Raw genomic sequence first — 18,474 nt, 5'->3', positions numbered from 1 at the left:
GCTCTTTTCCGTTTTTTAGTGCGCCCGGTCAATCGTCGCTGATCTCGATGGCCGGAAAGTCCGGTGCCTGCACCCCATAGGCCAGGCGCGCCGCCGCGCGGCGCGCGATGTCCCGGTACCGCTGCGCCAGATCCGACTCCGGCGCGGCAACGACGGTCGGACATCCGCCATCGGCCTGCTCGCGGATCCGCATGTCCAGTGGCAACTGCCCGAGCAGCTCCACACCATACTGCTGCGCCAGCTGCGCACCGCCCCCCTCACCGAAGATCGGCTCGCGGTGACCGCAGTGCGTACACACGTGCCAGGCCATGTTCTCGATGATGCCCAGTACCGGCACCTCGACCTTGCGGAACATCTGCAGCCCCTTGCGCGCATCGAGCAGTGCGATGTCCTGCGGCGTCGTGACGATCAGCGCACCGCTGACCGGGATGCGCTGTGCCAGCGATAGCTGTATGTCGCCGGTACCCGGCGGCAGATCGACGATCAGGTAATCGAGATCGCGCCACAGCGTTTCGGCGAGCAGCTGCCCCAGCGCCTGGGTCACCATCGGACCGCGCCAGATCATCGGCTGCTCCTCATCGACGAGAAAGCCGATGCTCATCGCCTGCAGCCCGTGCGCGACGATCGGATTCATGTGCTTGCCATCCGGCGAGGTCGGCTTGTCGCGGCTGCCGAGCATGCGCGGCTGGCTCGGTCCGTAGATATCGGCATCGAGAATGCCTACGCGCGCGCCCTCGGCGTGCAGCGCCAATGCCAGATTGACCGCGACGGTGGATTTGCCGACGCCGCCCTTGCCGCTGGCCACGGCGATGATGTTGCGGATCTGCGCCAGCGGCTTGAGGTTCTTCTGCACCGCGTGCGATTCGATGCGCCAGCCGATGGCCACGTCGGCGTCAAGACCAGTCGCCGCGCGCACTGCCTGCGCCACTGAGCCGGCGAGCGCGTGGCGGTAACCGGCAGCAGGAAAACCCAGTTCGAGCTCGATTTGCGCGCGGCCGCCGGTGACTTCTGCACGCTTGACCGCGCCGCAGGCCAACAGCCCCCGGCCGATCAGCGGATCGACATAGGCATCGAGCGCGGCAAGCAAGGCATCACGGGTAGCGGACATGGCACGGCTTCCAAGGGTGCGCAAGTCTAGCCGGCCTTGCCGATGGCGCAAAACGAACGGCGGGCCGAGGCCCGCCGCTGCCTGCCGCCGATCACGGGTTCAGGGACCGACGTAGAGCAATGCGTTGGGAGAACCGCTGCCCGGGCTGGTCACGACACCCAGCGTCGTAGTGCCGACGATCGTATCCCGCACCTGTGCGGGCGTCGCCGCAGGATTGGCGCCGAGCACCAGCGCAGCCGCGCCGGCGACATGTGGCGCCGCCATCGACGTACCGCTGATCGTATTCGTCGCCGTGTTGCTGGTGTACCAGGCCGAGGTGATGTCCGAACCGGGCGCAAACAAATCCAGGCAACTACCGTAATTCGAATACGATGCGCGGGCATCGGTGCGGGTGGTTGCGCCCACCGTGATCGCCTCCGGCACCTTGTTCGGCGAACCGCTGCAGGCGTTGGCGTTGTCGTTGCCGGCCGCCACCACGAACGTCACGCCCGAGGCGATCGCGTTCTGCACGGCCTGATCGAGCGCCGCGGAATCACCGCCTCCGAGTGACATGTTCGCCACCGCCGGCAGCACGGCATTGGCGGCAACCCAGTCGACACCGGCGATCACAGCGGAATTGCTGCCGCTGCCGTTGCAACCGAGCACGCGGACCGCGTGCACCGTCGCGCGCTTGGCTACGCCATAGGTCGTACCCACCGCAGTACCAGCGACATGCGTGCCGTGACCATTGCAGTCGGCGGTGTTGACGGGGTCCGGCGCCGGACATCCCAGCCCGACGAGCTGGCATAGCAGGCTGCCCCCCGCATTCGGCGCAAAATTGCGACCCGCGCCGATCCGGCCACTGAATTCGGTATGGCCGGCATTGATGCCGGTATCGATGATGTACACGTGCACACCCGCGCCGGCACTGTCCGGATAGACATAGGTACTGTTCAGCGGCAGGTTGCGCTGGTCGATCCGATCAAGCCCCCAGGTCGCACCGGCCTGCGTTGCGCTGACATGCACCTGTTGATCCTGTTCCACCCACCGCACCAGCGGCAGCCTGGCCAGCGCCGCGGCCTGTGCCGCACTCATCCGCACGCTGAAACCGCGCAGCGCATAGTCATAGCGATGGAGCAGCGTGCCACCTCCGACCTGCGCGAGCAGATCTGCAGCCGCCTGCCCCACGGAACGAACCGAATCGTCGAGCACGACAATGTACTGGTCCTTGATCGGCTGTGATGCCTGCGCCGGCATCACAACCCACGCCCAGCCCAAGGCCAGTACGGCCCACACTTGCCTGATGAACGCCATCTCTCTCCGTCTCCCTGACTTTGGATCGTTGCATTTACCCCGATGTACGCCCGCATCCATACGGGCGCCTGGTGCAACGCCGCGACGATAGGTAACGAACCGGCAAACGGCAACTACCGCCGATCGGGACAGCGCCTGGTGCAGCGGTGAACATCCGCGCCGTTCATCGGGAGTCGGCGGATTCCGATAGCCGTCTGGGGGTTTTCATCCAGCACACTCCCGTACGGTGGCGCGATGGCGCAGCGCGAGAACGCAGAACAGCAGGATCAGCACCGTCTGCGGCGTCAGCGACCCACCGCCGGCACCATCGGATGCATCGTTCGAACCGGCAGGCGCGGCTGCATTCTGCGCATCAGATGCTCCCTGTGTCGAACGCGCATCGAGCTGCCTGAATCCGCGCGCATCGGGATCCAGCCAGAATTTCAGACTGTTTTGAGACGTACCGCCACCTTCCCAGGCAACCGCCAGCTGCTGATAGTCGTTGCCTTGGACATCGCCGCTACAAATCACACCGCGCGATAACACAGCGCAGACCCGTGCAGCATCGTCGAACAATCCGCTGCCCGAAGCACCGTACGGAGTCGAACCCCTGACGAGGCGCGTGTACCAGGTGTGAGCCACGATGCCCAACGTATCGAGCACGATATAGACGAGGTTGCCGGACTCGACCTGCTGCACGACAAACTGCTTGTATCCGCCATTGCCGTGATGGATACCAAAACGTGTGCCATGGACCGAGCCACTGGCGTCGAGTCCCGCGAACCAGGCCATTGCCTCGTCCGGAACCGGATCGATCGCTTCGATCAACCAGATATCCTCAAAGGAAGCCCGGTGTATTGCACCGTATCGCACCAGTCCGGCATCGTGATTGGCGCTGTCGCAAGACAGCTCGCGCCGATAAACGATTTGCACCGCTGCTGCGAGCCTGTCGAGTTGCTCGTCCGGAACCGCTCCCGCGCAATGACGCGCAGTGAGGATGAAAGGGCGGCCATCGTTGCGTCCATTGTTCACGAGCGTTCCCGTGCACTGGCTGGCACCAGCGAAACGCAACATGACCGTCGCCGCGCCCGCGTGTTCCACTGCTGCCGAAACCGAGGCCTCGCAGCGGTAATTGACCGTACTGCATTCGGCGGCAGCCCCGCCTGCCGCACACGCAAGCAACAGAGCACTCATGCAGGCGCGCAGACGCCCACGGTCATCGAACAGGCTCACGACAACTCCCGATGAAACAGGACCGTGACAAGCAGTACACCGGCATCGGCCGGCAGGCCTGGCCGGCCCGACTCATGCCGCGGTGACTTTAGCGGCCGAGCGTGCCCGCCGATGAGCGGGTTCAGACCGAGCGGCGCGAACCGACTGGCGAGCGGTCCGATACACGACGCGCAAGCCGGGGCGTGGGGTCCTGCGGCGCTGCGTGCAAGATGGCCGCAAGAGCCATGCGATAATCCGCGGCCCGACGCCAGCCGACCCCAAACCGATGACGCGCAGAATCCTGGTCACCAACGCCTTGCCGTACGCCAATGGCCCGCTGCACCTCGGCCATATGGTGGGATACGTACAGGCAGACGTCTGGGTGCGCTTCCAGCGCATGCGCGGGCACACGGTGCATTACGTCTGCGCGGACGACGCGCACGGCACGCCGATCATGCTTGCCGCAGAAAAGGCCGGCGTGAACCCGGAAGCCTTCATCGAAGGCATCCGCATCGAGCACGCGCGCGATTTCGCCGATTTCGGTGTCGCCTTCGATCACTACCATTCCACGCACTCCGACGAGAACCGCGCGCTCGCGGAGCTGATCTACAAGCGCCTGCTCGCGCGCGGCGCGATCACGCGGCGCACCATCCAGCAGCTCTACGATCCGGTCAAGCAGATGTTCCTGCCGGACCGTTACATCAAGGGCGAATGCCCCCGGTGCGGCACGGCCGATCAGTACGGCGACAACTGCGAGCACTGCGGCGCCGCCTATGCCCCCACGGATCTGAAAAACCCGCGCTCGGTCGTATCGGGCGCCACGCCGGTGTTGCGCGATTCCGAGCACTATTTCTTCGCCGTCGCCCAGTTCAAGGACGTGCTCGGGCAGTGGCTGGCCGGCGACGTCGCGCATCCTTCGGTCAAGGCCAAGCTACGCGAATGGTTCGACGCCGGTTTGCGCGACTGGGACATCTCGCGCGACGCACCTTACTTTGGCTTCCCGATTCCGGATGCGCCGGGCAAGTTCTTCTACGTCTGGCTCGATGCACCGATCGGTTACATGGCTTCGTTTTGCGCACTCTGCGCAAAGCGTGGCGCGAATGCGCAAGAAGAGTTCGACGCGTACTGGAGCGCCGACGCGACGACCGAGCTGCATCATTTCATCGGCAAGGACATCGTCAACTTCCATGGCCTGTTCTGGCCGGCGATGCTGCACGGATCCGGCCATCGCATGCCGACCAAACTGCACGTCAACGGTTATCTGACGATCAACGGCGCCAAGATGTCCAAGTCGCGCGGCACCTTCGTGCGCGCGCGCACCTACCTCAACCATTTGAATCCGGAGTACCTGCGCTACTACTTCGCGGCCAAGCTCGGCGCCGGCGTCGATGATCTTGACCTCAATCTCGAAGACTTCGGCAACCGCATCAACAGCGACATCGTCGGTAAATACGTGAACATCGCCAGCCGTTGCGCCGGCTTCATCGAGAAGCGCTACGGCGGACGCCTGGCCCGCACCCTGCACGATCCACAGCTGTTCGAAGCGTTCGCCGCCCAATCAGAGCACCTCGCAAAGCTCTATGAGGATGGCGAATACGCCGCAGTGGTCCGCGAGATCATGCTGATGGCCGACACCGCCAATGCGGAGATCCAAAAACTCGCGCCTTGGCTCATGGCCAAGGATCCGGCCAATGGCGAGGCACTGCACCGCGTCTGCACGACCTTCATCAACCTGTTCCGGCAGTTGACGGTTTATCTCAAGCCGATCCTGCCCAGCCTTGCCGCCCGGGCCGAAGCGTTTCTCGACGTACCACCACTGGCCTGGCGCGACGCTGAAATGCCGCTGCTCGATCACGGCATCCGCGCGTACCAGCCTCTTGCGACCCGGGTGGAGAAAACGGCGGTGGACGCCATGCTTGCCGAGGAAAAAGAGCCGGCGCCCGGCACGAGCGGACGGCAAACGACTACGACCCAGACCACGGTAGCTGCCGCCGATGCCGCGACGGCGACAAACACGCCGACGATCACGATCGAGGATTTCAACAAGCTCGACCTGCGCATCGCCCGCATCGTCGCAGCCGAGACCGTCCAAGGCGCGGATAAGCTGCTGCGCCTGCAGCTCGACGTCGGTGCCCTCGGCATGCGCCAGGTCTTCGCCGGCATCAAGTCGGCCTATGCGCCGGAACAACTGGTCGGCCGGCTGACGGTGATGGTCGCCAACCTCGCGCCACGCAAGATGAAGTTCGGCCTGTCGGAAGGCATGGTGCTGGCCGCGAGCGGCGAGAGCGGCGGACCCTTCCTGCTGTATCCGGACGAGGGCGCACACCCCGGGATGAAGGTCAAATAGCATCCGGAATTCTGGCGATCCGGTACGCGCTGGCAGTTGCCCGCCGGCCGGCAGGGCCGCATCATCGCGCGGTTGTCAACGCACGTTTCCCGTGACCGAGTATCTGCTCATCCTCGTCGGCGCGGTCCTGGTCCACAACTTCGTGCTGGTCCAGTTCCTCGGGCTGTGTCCGTTCATGGGTACCTCGAAGAAGCTGGGTACATCCTTCGGCCTTGCGCTGGCGACAACCTTTGTGCTGACCCTGACCGCGGCGGCCACGTATCTCACCCATACCTACATCCTCGCACCGCTCGGTCTTGCATATCTGCGCACAATCGCATTCATCCTCGTGATCGCCGCCGCCGTGCAGACGGTGGAGATGGTCGTGCACAAGACCAGTCCGCTGCTCTACCAGGTGCTGGGCATCTATCTGCCGCTGATCACGACCAACTGCATCGTGCTGGGCGTTGCGCTGCTCAACGTGCGCGAGGCGCAGAATTTCATGGCATCGCTGCTGACCGGGCTCGGCGCGGGACTCGGATTCTCGCTGGTGCTGCTTTTGTTCGCCGCGATCCGCGAGCGGCTCGCCGTGGCCGATGTCCCCGCCCCATTCAAGGGCGCGCCGATCGCGCTGATCACCGCCGGCATCATGAGCCTGGCATTCATGGGCTTCGCAGGTCTGGACTGACCGATGCTCGCCGCAGTTCTCGCGCTCACCGCTCTGGCGGCCGTCTTCGGGCTGGGGCTCGGCTACGCCGCGATCCGGTTCAAGGTCGAAGGCAACCCGCTGGTAGAGAAAATTGACAGAATCCTGCCGCAAACACAGTGCGGCCAGTGCGGCTATCCCGGCTGCCGGCCGTATGCCGCCGCGATCGCGGCCAACGAGGCCGACATCAACCAGTGCCCGCCAGGTGGCGAGGAGGGCGTCCTCAAGCTCGCCGAGCTGCTCGGACGGGAACCCAAGCCGCTCAATCCGGACAATGGTGTCGCCAAGACCATCCCCACCGTCGCCGTGATCGACGAAAGTCTGTGCATCGGTTGCACCAAATGCATCCAGGCCTGTCCGGTGGATGCCATTCTCGGCGCGCCGCAGCAGATGCATACGGTCATCGCCGCGGAGTGCACCGGCTGCGCGCTGTGCATTCCACCCTGCCCGGTCGATTGCATTTCGATGCAGCCGGTCGCGCAAACCCCCAAAACCTGGAAATGGCCGGCGCCGGAGGCCGATGCCGCATGAGCATCCTGCGCAAGCGCTCCGGCTTTCGCGGCGGCCTGGCGCTGGATGGCCGCAAGAAGCTTTCCACACGGCAGCCGATCCGCGTGGCACCGGTACCGCCGCAACTCATCCTGCCCCTGTCGCAGCATGCCGGCGATCCAGCCATTCCCGTGGTCGAAATCGGTGCGCGGGTCTTGCGCGGGCAGACCATCGCCCGGCCCGACGGCTATGTGTCGGTCCCGGTCCATGCGAGCAGCTCGGGCGTGGTCACCGCAATCGAGCCGCGACCGATCCCGCACGTCTCCAATCTTGCCGCCCCCTGCATCGTCATCGATACGGACGGGCGCGACGAGCCACTGCCGCAGCCGGAATGGACGCCGGTCGAAGATTTCCGCGCGCTCGCTCCGCAAACCGTGCGCGAGATCGTGCGCCGCGCCGGCATCGCCGGCCTGGGAGGGGCCGGCTTTCCGAGTTTCATCAAGCTCTCGCCCGGCAAACCGATCGAAACCCTGATCATCAATGGCGCCGAGTGCGAACCCTATATCACCTGCGACCAGCAGTTGATGAGCGAGGCCGCGGACGAGATCGTCGGTGGCATCCAGGTGATGCTGCACGCACTCGGCGCTGCCCGCTGCATCATCGGCGTCGAAGACAACAAGCCGGCCGCGATCGCGGCGCTACGCGATGCCGCGCGGCAGGATGCGCGCATTCACATCGCCGTGGTGCCGACGCGCTATCCCCAGGGCGGCGAGAAACAATTGATCCAGACCCTCACCGGGCTTGAAGTCCCCAGTGAAGGTTTGCCGCTCGATCTCGGCCTGGTCGTCCACAATCCCGGTACCGCACGCGCGGTCTGGCGCGCACTGCGCTACGCCGAGCCGCTGATCGCGCGGGTGGTCACCGTCACCGGCGGTGCCGTCGCGCAGCCGCAGAACATCGAGGCGCGGCTGGGTACGCCAATGCGATTTCTGATCGACCTCGCCGGTGGGTATGTCCAGCCGCCGGGACGCCTGCTGATGGGCGGGCCGATGATGGGGCTGGCCCTGCCGTCCGATACGCTGCCGGTCATCAAGAGCACCAATTGCATCCTCGCCGCCGCACCGGAGGAACTGCGCCCGCACGACGATACCGCCATGCCCTGCATCCGCTGCGGCGCCTGCCAGGAAGTCTGCCCGGCCAACCTCTTGCCACAGCAACTGTACTGGCACGCGCGTGGCCGGGAATACGAACGCGCGCGCGCGCTGCACGTGTTCGACTGCATCGAATGCGGCTGCTGCGCTCAGGTCTGCCCCAGCCACATTCCCCTGGTGCAGTATTTCCGTCACGCCAAGACCGAGTTGTGGGCCGCCGAGGCAGCCCGGCGCAAGGCCGATACCGCACGCGCGCGCCACGAGGCGCGTCAGGCACGGCTCGAACGCGAACGGCGCGAGCGGGAAGAAGCCCGCGCGCGCAAGAAAGCGCAGCTTGCCACCCGCTCCAACATCGCCCCTGGCATGGCACCGGAGACGGCAAATCCCGCAAGCGCATCATTGGATGATGATCCGGTCGCACGGGCAATCGCCGCAGCCAGGGCGAGAAAGACCGCACGTGACGCCAGCGGCGGTGATCCGGCATGAAACACGAGAGTCCACCGTTTCTGCCCGTGACCACGAGCTTCGGCGCGGTGATGCGCGAGGTGCTGATCGCACTGACCCCCGGCGTGCTGCTGTACACGGCGCTGTTCGGCTGGGGCGTGCTGCGCAACATCCTGCTCGCGGTGCTGACCTGCATGCTCGCCGAGGCGCTGGCCTTGCATCTGCGCCGCAAACCGCTCAAGCCTTTCCTGCTCGATGGCAGCGCGATCGTCACCGGGGTGCTGCTGGCCCTGAGCCTGCCACCGATCGCACCTGCATGGATCGCCGTGGTCGGCAGTCTGTTCGCGATTCTGCTCGGCAAGCATGTCTATGGCGGCCTCGGGTACAACCCGTTCAATCCGGCGATGGTGGGCTATGTCGTGCTGCTGATCTCGTTCCCGGTGCAGATGACCACCTGGCCGGTGCTGCAGCCGCTGTGGGCGCCGGCGCCGGATGCGCTCAGCGGTGCCACGGCGCTCGACCACGTGCGCACCCAGCTCGGACTGGCGCGCACCCTGTCCGAGATCCGCGACGATGCACCCATCGGTCTGATTGCCGGCCACGGCTGGGAGTGGATTGCGCTCGCCTGGCTCGGCGGCGGACTGTATCTGCTCTGGCGCGGCACGATCCGCTGGCAGATTCCGGTCGGCATGCTCGCCGGGCTGAGCTCGATCGCCCTGCCATTGTGGGCCACCGATCCCGATCGTTATGCGTCCCCTCTGTTCCACTGCTTTGCCGGGGCGACGATGCTCGGCGCCTTCTTCATCGCCACCGATCCGGTTTCTGCAGCGACGACCCCGCGCGGCCGGCTGATCTACGGCTGTGCGATCGGCATCCTCGTCTATGTGATCCGCACCTGGGGCGGTTATCCGGACGGCGTCGCCTTCGCCGTCTTGCTGCTCAACCTGTGCGCACCGATGATCGACCGTTACACGCCGCCGCGCGTCTACGGTCACCGCAGCAACCGCAGCGAGCCATGAGCACGCTGACGCAGATGACCCGATCGGGCCTGGTGCTGGCTGCGTTCGCGGCCATCGCCGCGACGCTGCTGGCTTCCACCTACGCGCTGACCGCGGACCGCATCCGTGCTGCGGAACAGCAGCGTCTGCTCCGTCAGCTAGAGGCGGTACTCCCAGCCGGGGCCTATGACAACGACGTCGCCAGCGACATCATCCGGCGGCCGATCGCCGAGCTGCGCGCCGATGCGCCGGTCACGATCTACCGCGCGCGCCGGGGCGGCACACCGGTTGCCGCCGTGCTCACCGTGACGGCCCCGGATGGCTACGGCGGCCCCATCGAGCTGCTCGTCGGCATCGGTGCGGACGGCCGACTCACCGGCGTGCGCGTCACTGCGCACCAGGAAACCCCCGGCCTCGGCGATAAAATCGAGATCGACCGCAGCGACTGGATCCGCGCGTTCACGGGCCGCTCGCTCACCGACCCTCCGCCGCCGCGATGGGCCGTGCGCAAGGACGGCGGCGTTTTCGACCAGTTCACCGGCGCTACGATCACACCCCGTGCCGTGATCAAGGCGGTGCGGCAGGCGCTGGAATATTTCGAGCACCACCGTGCAGACATCTTCGCCACGGCAGACGCGATGCCATGAACAGGAACGCCATCCACCCCTACGCCAAAATCGCCCGCGACGGGATCTGGACCCACAACCCTGGTCTCGTCCAGCTACTCGGACTCTGCCCGCTGCTGGCCACCAGCAACACCCTGGTCAATGGCCTCGCGCTGGGTCTGGCCACACTGCTGGTGCTGACGATGTCGAATACCCTCGTCGCGCTGATCCGCCCGGTCGTGACGGCGGAGATCCGCATCCCGGTTTACGTGATCGTGATCGCCTCGCTGGTGACCGTCGTCGAACTTCTGATGAATGCCTATTTCAACGCGCTTTACATGATCCTCGGCATTTTTCTGCCGATCATCACGACCAACTGCATCATCATCGGCCGTGCCGAGGCTTATGCCTCGAAGAACAGCGTCCCGCGCGCGGCCTTCGACGGACTGATGATGGGCCTGGGCTTTACCCTCGCGCTGGTGCTGCTCGGCGGTCTGCGCGAACTGCTCGCACAGGGCACGCTGGGCGACGGCCTGCACCTGCTGCTCGGCGAGCGCTTCAAGGGCATGCATCTGACGCTGATCCCGGCGTATCAGGGTCTGCTGCTTGCGGCGCTGCCGCCGGGGGCATTCATCGGTCTGGGCCTGCTCATCGCGGGCAAGAACTGGATCGATGCGCGCTACTCGGCGCGTCCGGCGACGGCCGCCACTGCGGCCGCCGCCCCGGCGCGATGAACGCGCGCCAGCGCGCCGAGCTGTATGCGCGGCTGCGCCAGGCCAACCCCAAGCCGACGACGGAACTACGCTACTCGACGCCATTTGAGCTGCTCGTCGCCGTCGTGCTGTCGGCTCAGGCCACCGACGTCGGCGTCAACAAAGCCACCGCCAGACTCTTTCCGGTCGCCAACACACCGCAGGCGATCCTTGCCCTCGGCGAAGCCGGACTGCGCGAATACATCAAAACCATCGGCCTGTACCCAACCAAGGCCCGGCACATCATTGGACTGTGCCAGGCCTTGATCGAGCGCCACGGCGGCGAGGTGCCACGCGCGCGTGAAGCCCTGGAAGCGCTACCCGGTGTCGGCCGCAAGACCGCCAATGTCGTGCTCAACACGGCCTTCGGTGAACCGACGATCGCGGTCGACACGCACATCTTCCGCGTCGCCAACCGCACCGGTCTTGCGCCGGGCAAAACCGTACGCGCGGTCGAAGAGCGCTTGCTGAAAGTGACGCCGAAGGAATTCGTCAAGGACGCCCATCACTGGCTGATCCTGCACGGGCGTTACATATGCAAGGCGCGCAATCCGGCGTGCATGCGCTGCCCGATCGTCGATCTGTGCGAATACCCGCACAAACGGCTGGATCCGGATAAAACACACGCCCGGTGAGACGCGAACGTTGCGCGCTCAGCGGATCCGCACCACTGCTAGGTGAGCGCCTCCAGCGCCGGCGTGTAGGGCTGCCCCAGCGCCTCGGCCACCGCCCTGTGCGTGATGCGCCCGCGATGCACGTTGAGCCCGTCGCGCAGATGCGGATCGTCGATCAACGCCTGACGCCAGCCCTTGTCGGCGAGTGCAATCACGTGCGGCAGCGTGGCATTGGTCAGCGCGAATGTGGACGTCCGCGCCACACCGCCGGGCATGTTGGCCACACAGTAATGCACGACACCCTCGACGACATACGTCGGATCCTGGTGGGTGGTCGGACGCGAGGTTTCGAAGCATCCGCCCTGATCGATGGCCACATCGACCATCACCACACCGTTGCGGATCGATTTGAGCATCTCGCGTGTCACCAGCTTGGGCGCCGCTGCGCCAGGCACGAGCACGGCGCCGATGATCAGATCCGCCTTCATCACCGCGCTCTCGACGGCGTCGCGGGTCGAATACAGCGTCGTCGCACGGTTCTCGAAGACGCTGTCCAGCCAGTTCAGCCGCGGCAACGAGCGATCGAGGATCGTCACCCGCGCACCCATACCGATCGCGATGCGCGCCGCGTTGTATCCCACCACGCCACCGCCGATGATGACCACTTCTGCGGCCGGTACGCCCGGCACCCCGCCGAGCAGAACACCATTGCCACCGGCCGCCTTCTCCATCGCGTGCGCCCCGGCCTGGATCGACATCCGCCCGGCGACCTCGCTCATCGGCGCCAACAGCGGCAGACCGCCACGACCATCGGTGACCGTCTCATAGGCGATGGCGATGCAACCCGCGTCCATCAAGCCGCGCGCCTGCTCCGGATCCGGCGCCAGGTGCAGATAAGTGAACAACACCTGATCCTCGCGCAGCATCCGGCATTCCACCGGCTGCGGCTCCTTGACCTTGACGATCATATCGGCCGTGGCGAACACCTCCTCGGCATCGGGCACGATACGCGCCCCGGCGGCAGCGTATTCGGCATCGGTGAGACCAATCCCCAAGCCGGCTCCGGTTTCGATCAGCACCTCGTGGCCATGCGCAACCAGCTCGCGCACTCCGGCCGGCGTGAGCCCCACGCGATACTCGTGAACCTTGATCTCCTTGGGTGTGCCGATGCGCATGGCCATCCTCCTTCGCACGACTCTGGCAGCGGATTATTCCACTGCCGCGGTCATTGCCGCGCGCTGGAATTCACCCAGCACCGGATCATGTCCCGTAGAATCGCGGGCCATGCTGCCGTCACCGAGTGCCATGCAACCCCACCGCCCGCGTCTCACCTCGCTGCCCGCCCTGCTGCTCGCCGTCGGCCTCGGCCTGGTCGGCTACTACGGCGTCGAGTGGTACACCCTGCCCGAATACAGCGAAGCCGACATCGAAGCCTCGGTGGAACTCAACCTGCAACTCGACCTGCAACGGCGCGGGCCGCATCTGCAACCGGACGCCGAACGCCTCGAACTACTGCGCAAAACCATCCGCGCCGAGGTCGAAACCGAGATCCGCAAGGAGCGGGAAAAAGTGCAGCTGCGCTTCGGCGTCGGGCTGATCGCGCTGGTGCTGGGTGTGGGACAGATCGTGGGCAATCGCTGGGCCATTCCCAAGAACTGATCCCGGGGCTCATCGCGACGGTGAGGTCGTATAGCTCGGCCGCTTCACGCTCGCACACCCCCGGAGGCTGGACAGCGGTTGGCCAAGCGGCCCGCAGCCGGCCTGCCGCGCACGAACGGCGTGGCAGGCCGCACCGAGGTCCGTCAGATACCCTGCACCGTGATCGTTGCAGTGGTATCTGCGCCCAGGCAGGTGATGGTCGCGGTTCCTTTGGCACCGGTTCCGCTGCTGGTGATCGTGACCGATCCCCTCCCATCGACGTCCGTTTCTTGGAAACCGTCCGAGTTCGTGTTGACGGCCACCGTCACGCCGAACGTACCGGGATCCAGGGCATCGTCACCCAACGCCGACACAAAACAGCTCAACCCAACGTACGGCAACGGGATCCTATCGCCACCATCCCTCAGTTCCAGGCCTACTACAGCCGAGCCGCCCAGCCCAAGGGCGATCTCACTCGGCAATGGGGTCAGCGAGCTACCGGCTATGGCCTTGAAGCAATAGTCACCGGCGTTAATGCCCGTGGCGACCGGTCCCGAATTGGCGACCACGATGACCTGGCGTGACTGCGGCACACTGTCGCGTCGATCACGATCGTCATAAGAACGATCGGGATAGGGATACCCATAGCAACCGCTCAGGATGGTCCTTGGGTTGGCCGGATAGGTCACGCGGAATTCCGCAATGCCGTCCTTGGTCACTCCGGTTCCCGGTGTCAGATCCCCATTCGATGCGAGACCCGCAATCTGCGCCCCCATGGCCGAGGCCCCCACCCAGAACTCGCCGTTGTTCAGCGTGTTCAGGTAGGGAGTCTGGACGGTCAACTGGGTGGCTCCGCCGACACTGGAGACGAAGCGCCGCTTGTCGGCCGACTGTGCATTGCGAATCGCCACGATGTCACCGGCCTGGATGAAGCGCGGCACATCATTGCGGGTGATCGGCGAAGTGAAATCGCTCGCCCCCGTCAGCGCACCTCGCGCACCACAGCCACTGGCCTCGCCACCAGGCGTGGGTTCACTGGTGCAGCGCCGGCGGATCAGACTATTGCCAGAACGGGCGAGCGTAGAGCCATTCGCGGTCGTTGCGCCGGTGATGTCATGCACGATCACCGAATCGATCAGTGACAGGTTGACCACCGTGCCATCCGGCACGCTGTTGCCGTACCGGTCGGTCACGTCGACCTTCCCCTTGAGCCGGTAGTTACCGTTGTTCAGGTCTTCGATCGCATCGGTAATCGGCTGCGTAAAGCTGATCGTGTGTGGTGGCCCTCCGGCGATCGATACCTGTGGCAGCGCGGCGACCGCAGCGACGTCTGCCGGCACATTGAAATCGGTGCCGGTGAATTCGAGCACCGAGAAGCGAACCTGTACGACCCCAGGCAGCGTCCCCGCGCGCAAGGTCAGGATCGCCGTGCCGTTGCGGGTGCGCACATCGACGATCCCGCTCGCGTCATTGCTGACGACTGTCGAGCTCGCATCCGTGCCGGTCAGCGACTCGCCACCATCGGGCCGGCTCACTAACTGCGCGCGCAGATTGTTCAGCGCGCTATTGCCATAGCGCGACTCGTCGATCGGATTGCCGGAGGAATCGAGCACCGTGACCGTGATCTGCGTCTGATCCGTTTGCCCGACACCCGCGACGCTGATGCGCGTCTGCACCACCGAGAACCGGATCGAGGCAGGATCGCCCGCGCTGGCCGACTCGAATGCAACCGGCACGGAAAGCCCAGGTACACCGACCACGCGCACCGTAGCCGTACCGGTTCCAGGCGTAGAGCGCAGCGTGAACGTTGCACGTCCGCTGGCGAGCGTGGAGACGGTGTTCAGCAGTTGTCCACGCGTCGTGGTCAACTGCACTGGCGTTCCATCGGCCAACGGGTTGCCAAAGGCATCATTGAGAACCACAGTGATCTGGGACGTGGAATTGCCATCCGCGAGAATCGCCGCCGGATCGGCTGCGATGATCGACTGCGCCGCATCGGCAGGACCGGGTACGACGGACAATGTCGCCTCGGCTCTGAATCCTGATGCAACGGCAGCGAGCGTGACGGAGCCGATGTCGGTCGGCGGCGTCAGCCGTACCTCCGCGACGCCGTCAGAATCGGTCAGTGCGCTGGCCGCACTCAAGGTGCCGCGGGTGGCCGTGAACCCGACCGTCAAGCCAGCGACCGGCGCCCCCGCCGTGTCGAGGACCGTGGCGCGCACGGTAACGTCATCACCGCCTGCCGGAACCGAACTGCTCCCCAGATCCAGTATCAAACTGGCAACGCGCTGGGCCTGCGCATTCGCCGTCAATGCAACGTTCTGCGACAGACTAGCGCTGCGCACCGTAATCGATTCCGTGCCCGCGGAACCGCGGTGCGTATACGTCGCCGCAGCTTCACCGTTGGCATCGGTTTCCACAACCGCCGGCGAGAGACTCGAACTGCTGGCGCTGGGCAGCAAGAACTGCACCTGCACGCCAGGAACGGGATTGCCGTTGGCGTCACGCAGGCGTGACCGGACAGTGGCCTGTCCCCCCACATTCACCACACCCGGCAAAGCCTGGACGTCGAGTGTCGCAGGTGCCCCCGGAACGAACTGCACCACCGTCGTCGCCGACAATCCCCCGGTGACGTCAGCCTGGAGCACCGCCTCGCCTGCGATACTACCCGCCGTGAGGGTGAAGCTGGCTTCGCCCTGCGCATTCGTCGGCACCGGCGTTCCGGCGCTCGGCGTCAGCGTACCGGCGCTCGAGCGCAAGCGCACATCGGCATTGCGCACTGGTGCCCCGCTCGTATCGCGCACCACGGCGCGCACCACGGTCTGGGCGCTGCCGTCGGCCACCAGTGTGGGTTGTGCAGCGGAGAGGGTCAGGCTGCCCAACTGCGGCACAACGCTCAGATTGATACTGCTCACCAGACTGGTGTTGGCCACGCGCACCTGCAGCCGGTCCGTCGTTGCCGAGCCCGTCGCAGGACCAGTCGTGTACGAGGTCGTCGCACGTCCGTTCGCGTCCGTCGTCACCTGCGCACTCGCCAAGGTGCCACGCGATCCATTCACCGGAACATCAAACAGCACCAACACACCAGGTACTGGATTGCGGTTGGCGTCGAGTACCGTCGCACGCACCGTCGTCGCCGTGTTGTACGGCATCGTCGGGGCATCGGCCACAAACAAATCCAGCAGCGACGGAACCCCCGCACCCACCTGCACGTCCACGGTCGCATTGAATCCACCGATCGCAGCACGAACCGTGACCACCCCAGGATCCGTCGGCGCCGTCAGCGTTACTTCCGCCTCACCACGGCCATTCGTGGTCGCCGTGGACGCGCTCAGGCTCGCACCCAATGCCGATGTCGAAAACGCCACCGTTTTGCCCGCAATCTGCCCGGAGCTGGTCGTCACCGTCGCACGAATCACGACCGTACCGCCCGGCGCAACCTGCGCACTGCCCGCGCTGAGTGTCAAACCGGTGATCACCGCCGCACTGGCATCGATCACCACGTTACCGCTCACCGGAGATACCGCACCAAACTGCGGCAGACTCGCCGATACCGTGTCCGTGCCCGTCTGCGAAAGCGCCGTATACACCACGCTCGCCTCACCCGCGCCATCGGTCTGCGCCGTCTGCTGCGACAAACCGCCCAGCGTGGCGTTCGCGTTGCTGAACCGCACCGTCACGCCAGATATCCGGTTGCCATTGGCATCTTGCACTGTCGCACGTACCGTGCTGCTGCCGTTCGGCGTGATACTCGACGGCGCCAGCGCCAGCGTCAGCGCCGATGGCGTACCCGCCGCAAACTCCAGATCCGCCGTCTGCTCAAAACCGCCAGTAAATGCGCGCACCACCACCGACTGCGCCACCGTGCTCGAGGTCAACCGCACCTCCGCCACGCCCGACGCGTTGGTCGTCGCCGAGCTCGCAGACAACGTGCCCGCGCTCGCAGTAAACCCAACCGCCTGATTCACCACCGGATTACCGTTGAGATCCCGCACCGTCGCACGCAGCGCAACCGTTGACAGCCCATCCGCCACAATCCGCGACGCCCCCGTCTGCAGGGTCAGCGAACCCACCTGGGCCACGCCGACATTGATCGCCACCGATCGCGTCACCACCAGCGTACCCGTGCCACTGCCCGCTCGCGCACGCAAGGTGTCCGTCCCCGGCGACGCGCCAGCAAAGTAGCGCACCTGCGCAAAACCGTTCGCGTCCGTGGCTACCAGCGTGTGCTCAAACCGCCCGCCACTGGCATTGCTCGGCACATCGAACTGAATCAGCTCGTCTGACACCGGATTGCCCTGGGCATCCAGCGCACGCAATCCAACACTGGCCACCCCGCCAGGCGCCAGAACGTCAGGCGATACAACGAAATCCACCAGATTGGCAACCGGACCAGACGTGAACCGAACCGTGGTGTTCGCACTCAGACCCGTCGCGTGCCGTACCGTCACCGTCGACTGCGTCACCAGCGTCGTCGAACGCAACCGCAACCGCGCACGGCCCTGCGTGTCAGTCATCGCAAACGTCGCATTCGCCGTGTTGCCTACGTCGCGCAACGTCCCCGCCGTCGCGCTGAAATCCAGCCGCTCACCAGCAATCGGATTGCCCTGGTCATCCACCAAAGTCGCCGTCAACAACACCGTAGAACTGCCGTCGGCCAAGATTGCAGTCTGTGCTGGCGTCAACTCGACCAATGCGGGTGGGCCACCGGTCGATCCGCCTGTCGATCCGCCTGTGGTGCCGCCGCCCGTAGTCCCGCCCAGCGTACCGCCAGTGGTCTGGCCGCTCCCCAAGGTCGCACCGCCCCCACAAGCGCTTAGCAGCAATGCGAACAAGGCCGCAACAGCCACAGCCCAGTTATTCGTCTTGACAATAAGTCCCCGTCACCTGCCGCAGCCCCCGCGGCACTCGATGAATGACGCTACCGATCCTAAACCCGAAATGCCCCGGAAAACAAGAAAATCGGGCAGCTTGTGAATGCGGATTGAGAAGTTATCCACTGGCGCTGGCGCCCTTGGCAGGAATCGAACCTGCGACCCTCCGCTTAGGAGGCGGATGCTCTATCCACTGAGCTACAAGGGCGTATCTCGACAACCGCTACCACCCGAGCCATCCCTGGCGCCGGGATCCTGCCCGCACATCCCTGTGCGGGCGTTCGC

The 18,474-nt window shown here is 65.4% G+C and carries 14 protein-coding genes and 1 tRNA gene; 9 read left to right on the top strand and 6 right to left on the bottom strand.

What is annotated here, in order from left to right; all coding sequences use genetic code 11:
* Positions 1–28 precede the first annotated feature (28 nt).
* The 3 genes from apbC to BMZ48_RS04850 all read right to left on the bottom strand — a co-directional run bounded on the left by apbC (position 29) and on the right by BMZ48_RS04850 (position 3,613).
* Positions 29–1,108: an iron-sulfur cluster carrier protein ApbC gene (gene apbC / locus BMZ48_RS04860; RefSeq protein WP_091532512.1), complete on the bottom strand. Its 1,080-nt coding sequence runs from the start codon at positions 1,106–1,108 to the stop codon at positions 29–31.
* 99 nt (positions 1,109–1,207) lie between these two features.
* A complete protein-coding gene (locus tag BMZ48_RS04855) occupies positions 1,208–2,344 on the bottom strand; it encodes a S8 family peptidase (protein ID WP_200769539.1) in 1,137 nt (378 codons plus the stop codon).
* A 261-nt stretch (positions 2,345–2,605) separates the two neighbouring features.
* Positions 2,606–3,613, bottom strand: coding sequence for a trypsin-like peptidase domain-containing protein (locus BMZ48_RS04850; protein WP_091532507.1), 1,008 nt, complete (start codon positions 3,611–3,613; stop codon positions 2,606–2,608).
* Positions 3,614–3,878: 265 nt separating this feature from the next.
* Between BMZ48_RS04850 and metG the strand changes: the two genes are divergently transcribed.
* From metG to nth, 8 genes are all read left to right on the top strand, one after another.
* Entirely contained in the window at positions 3,879–5,939 is a 2,061-nt protein-coding gene (metG, locus tag BMZ48_RS04845; protein ID WP_091532505.1) for a methionine--tRNA ligase, read from the top strand.
* A gap of 91 nt (positions 5,940–6,030) precedes the next feature.
* Positions 6,031–6,606 (top strand): electron transport complex subunit RsxA, encoded by a 576-nt coding sequence (rsxA, locus tag BMZ48_RS04840; RefSeq protein ID WP_091532503.1) that lies wholly within the window; start codon positions 6,031–6,033, stop codon positions 6,604–6,606.
* 3 nt (positions 6,607–6,609) lie between these two features.
* Entirely contained in the window at positions 6,610–7,155 is a 546-nt protein-coding gene (gene rsxB / locus BMZ48_RS04835; RefSeq protein ID WP_091532501.1) for an electron transport complex subunit RsxB, read from the top strand.
* Complete coding sequence (gene rsxC / locus BMZ48_RS04830; protein ID WP_091532969.1) at positions 7,152–8,750, top strand: electron transport complex subunit RsxC; 1,599 nt, start codon at positions 7,152–7,154, stop codon at positions 8,748–8,750. The genes rsxB and rsxC overlap by 4 nt, the downstream gene beginning before the upstream one ends.
* Entirely contained in the window at positions 8,747–9,727 is a 981-nt protein-coding gene (locus tag BMZ48_RS04825) for an RnfABCDGE type electron transport complex subunit D (RefSeq protein WP_091532499.1), read from the top strand. The genes rsxC and BMZ48_RS04825 overlap by 4 nt, the downstream gene beginning before the upstream one ends.
* Positions 9,724–10,353, top strand: coding sequence for an electron transport complex subunit RsxG (rsxG, locus tag BMZ48_RS04820; RefSeq protein WP_200769526.1), 630 nt, complete (start codon positions 9,724–9,726; stop codon positions 10,351–10,353). Before BMZ48_RS04825 ends, rsxG begins: the two co-directional genes overlap by 4 nt.
* Positions 10,350–11,045 carry an electron transport complex subunit E gene (locus tag BMZ48_RS04815; RefSeq protein WP_091532496.1) on the top strand — a complete coding sequence of 232 codons (696 nt, stop codon included), beginning with the start codon at positions 10,350–10,352 and terminating at the stop codon, positions 11,043–11,045. Before rsxG ends, BMZ48_RS04815 begins: the two co-directional genes overlap by 4 nt.
* On the top strand, positions 11,042–11,698 hold the full coding sequence (nth, locus tag BMZ48_RS04810) for an endonuclease III (protein ID WP_091532494.1): 657 nt from the start codon (positions 11,042–11,044) through the stop codon (positions 11,696–11,698). The genes BMZ48_RS04815 and nth overlap by 4 nt, the downstream gene beginning before the upstream one ends.
* Positions 11,699–11,736: 38 nt before the next feature.
* Here the strand turns inward: nth and ald are convergent, their stop codons facing one another.
* Entirely contained in the window at positions 11,737–12,852 is a 1,116-nt protein-coding gene (gene ald, locus BMZ48_RS04805; protein WP_091532965.1) for an alanine dehydrogenase, read from the bottom strand.
* Between the two features lie 130 nt (positions 12,853–12,982).
* On the opposite strand from ald, the gene BMZ48_RS04800 reads away from it, so the two are divergent.
* Positions 12,983–13,336 carry a hypothetical protein gene (locus BMZ48_RS04800; protein WP_143383632.1) on the top strand — a complete coding sequence of 118 codons (354 nt, stop codon included), beginning with the start codon at positions 12,983–12,985 and terminating at the stop codon, positions 13,334–13,336.
* A 143-nt stretch (positions 13,337–13,479) separates the two neighbouring features.
* On the opposite strand, the gene BMZ48_RS04795 is transcribed toward BMZ48_RS04800, so the two are convergent.
* Complete coding sequence (locus BMZ48_RS04795) at positions 13,480–18,165, bottom strand: beta strand repeat-containing protein (protein WP_268762364.1); 4,686 nt, start codon at positions 18,163–18,165, stop codon at positions 13,480–13,482.
* 156 nt (positions 18,166–18,321) lie between these two features.
* A tRNA-Arg gene (locus BMZ48_RS04790) sits at positions 18,322–18,397 on the bottom strand.
* Positions 18,398–18,474: the final 77 nt, after the last annotated feature.

The sequence above is a fragment of the Fontimonas thermophila genome (assembly GCF_900113085.1).
Taxonomy (GTDB): Bacteria; Pseudomonadota; Gammaproteobacteria; order Nevskiales; family Nevskiaceae; genus Solimonas; species Solimonas thermophila.
The sequence above is the reverse complement of the archived record's forward strand: the minus strand, read 5'-3'. Positions and strand labels throughout refer to the sequence as shown.

What these genes read in the sequence shown, in the direction of transcription:
- rsxB (WP_091532501.1), top strand. Translation starts at nt 6,610, where the DNA reads ATGCTCGCCGCAGTTCTCGCGCTCACCGCTCTGGCGGCCGTCTTCGGG.
- ald (WP_091532965.1), bottom strand. Translation starts at nt 12,852, where the DNA reads ATGCGCATCGGCACACCCAAGGAGATCAAGGTTCACGAGTATCGCGTG.
- BMZ48_RS04825 (WP_091532499.1), top strand. Translation starts at nt 8,747, where the DNA reads ATGAAACACGAGAGTCCACCGTTTCTGCCCGTGACCACGAGCTTCGGC.
- nth (WP_091532494.1), top strand. Translation starts at nt 11,042, where the DNA reads ATGAACGCGCGCCAGCGCGCCGAGCTGTATGCGCGGCTGCGCCAGGCC.
- BMZ48_RS04800 (WP_143383632.1), top strand. Translation starts at nt 12,983, where the DNA reads ATGCAACCCCACCGCCCGCGTCTCACCTCGCTGCCCGCCCTGCTGCTC.
- BMZ48_RS04815 (WP_091532496.1), top strand. Translation starts at nt 10,350, where the DNA reads ATGAACAGGAACGCCATCCACCCCTACGCCAAAATCGCCCGCGACGGG.
- metG (WP_091532505.1), top strand. Translation starts at nt 3,879, where the DNA reads ATGACGCGCAGAATCCTGGTCACCAACGCCTTGCCGTACGCCAATGGC.
- BMZ48_RS04855 (WP_200769539.1), bottom strand. Translation starts at nt 2,344, where the DNA reads ATGCCGGCGCAGGCATCACAGCCGATCAAGGACCAGTACATTGTCGTG.
- rsxC (WP_091532969.1), top strand. Translation starts at nt 7,152, where the DNA reads ATGAGCATCCTGCGCAAGCGCTCCGGCTTTCGCGGCGGCCTGGCGCTG.
- rsxG (WP_200769526.1), top strand. Translation starts at nt 9,724, where the DNA reads ATGAGCACGCTGACGCAGATGACCCGATCGGGCCTGGTGCTGGCTGCG.
- apbC (WP_091532512.1), bottom strand. Translation starts at nt 1,108, where the DNA reads ATGTCCGCTACCCGTGATGCCTTGCTTGCCGCGCTCGATGCCTATGTC.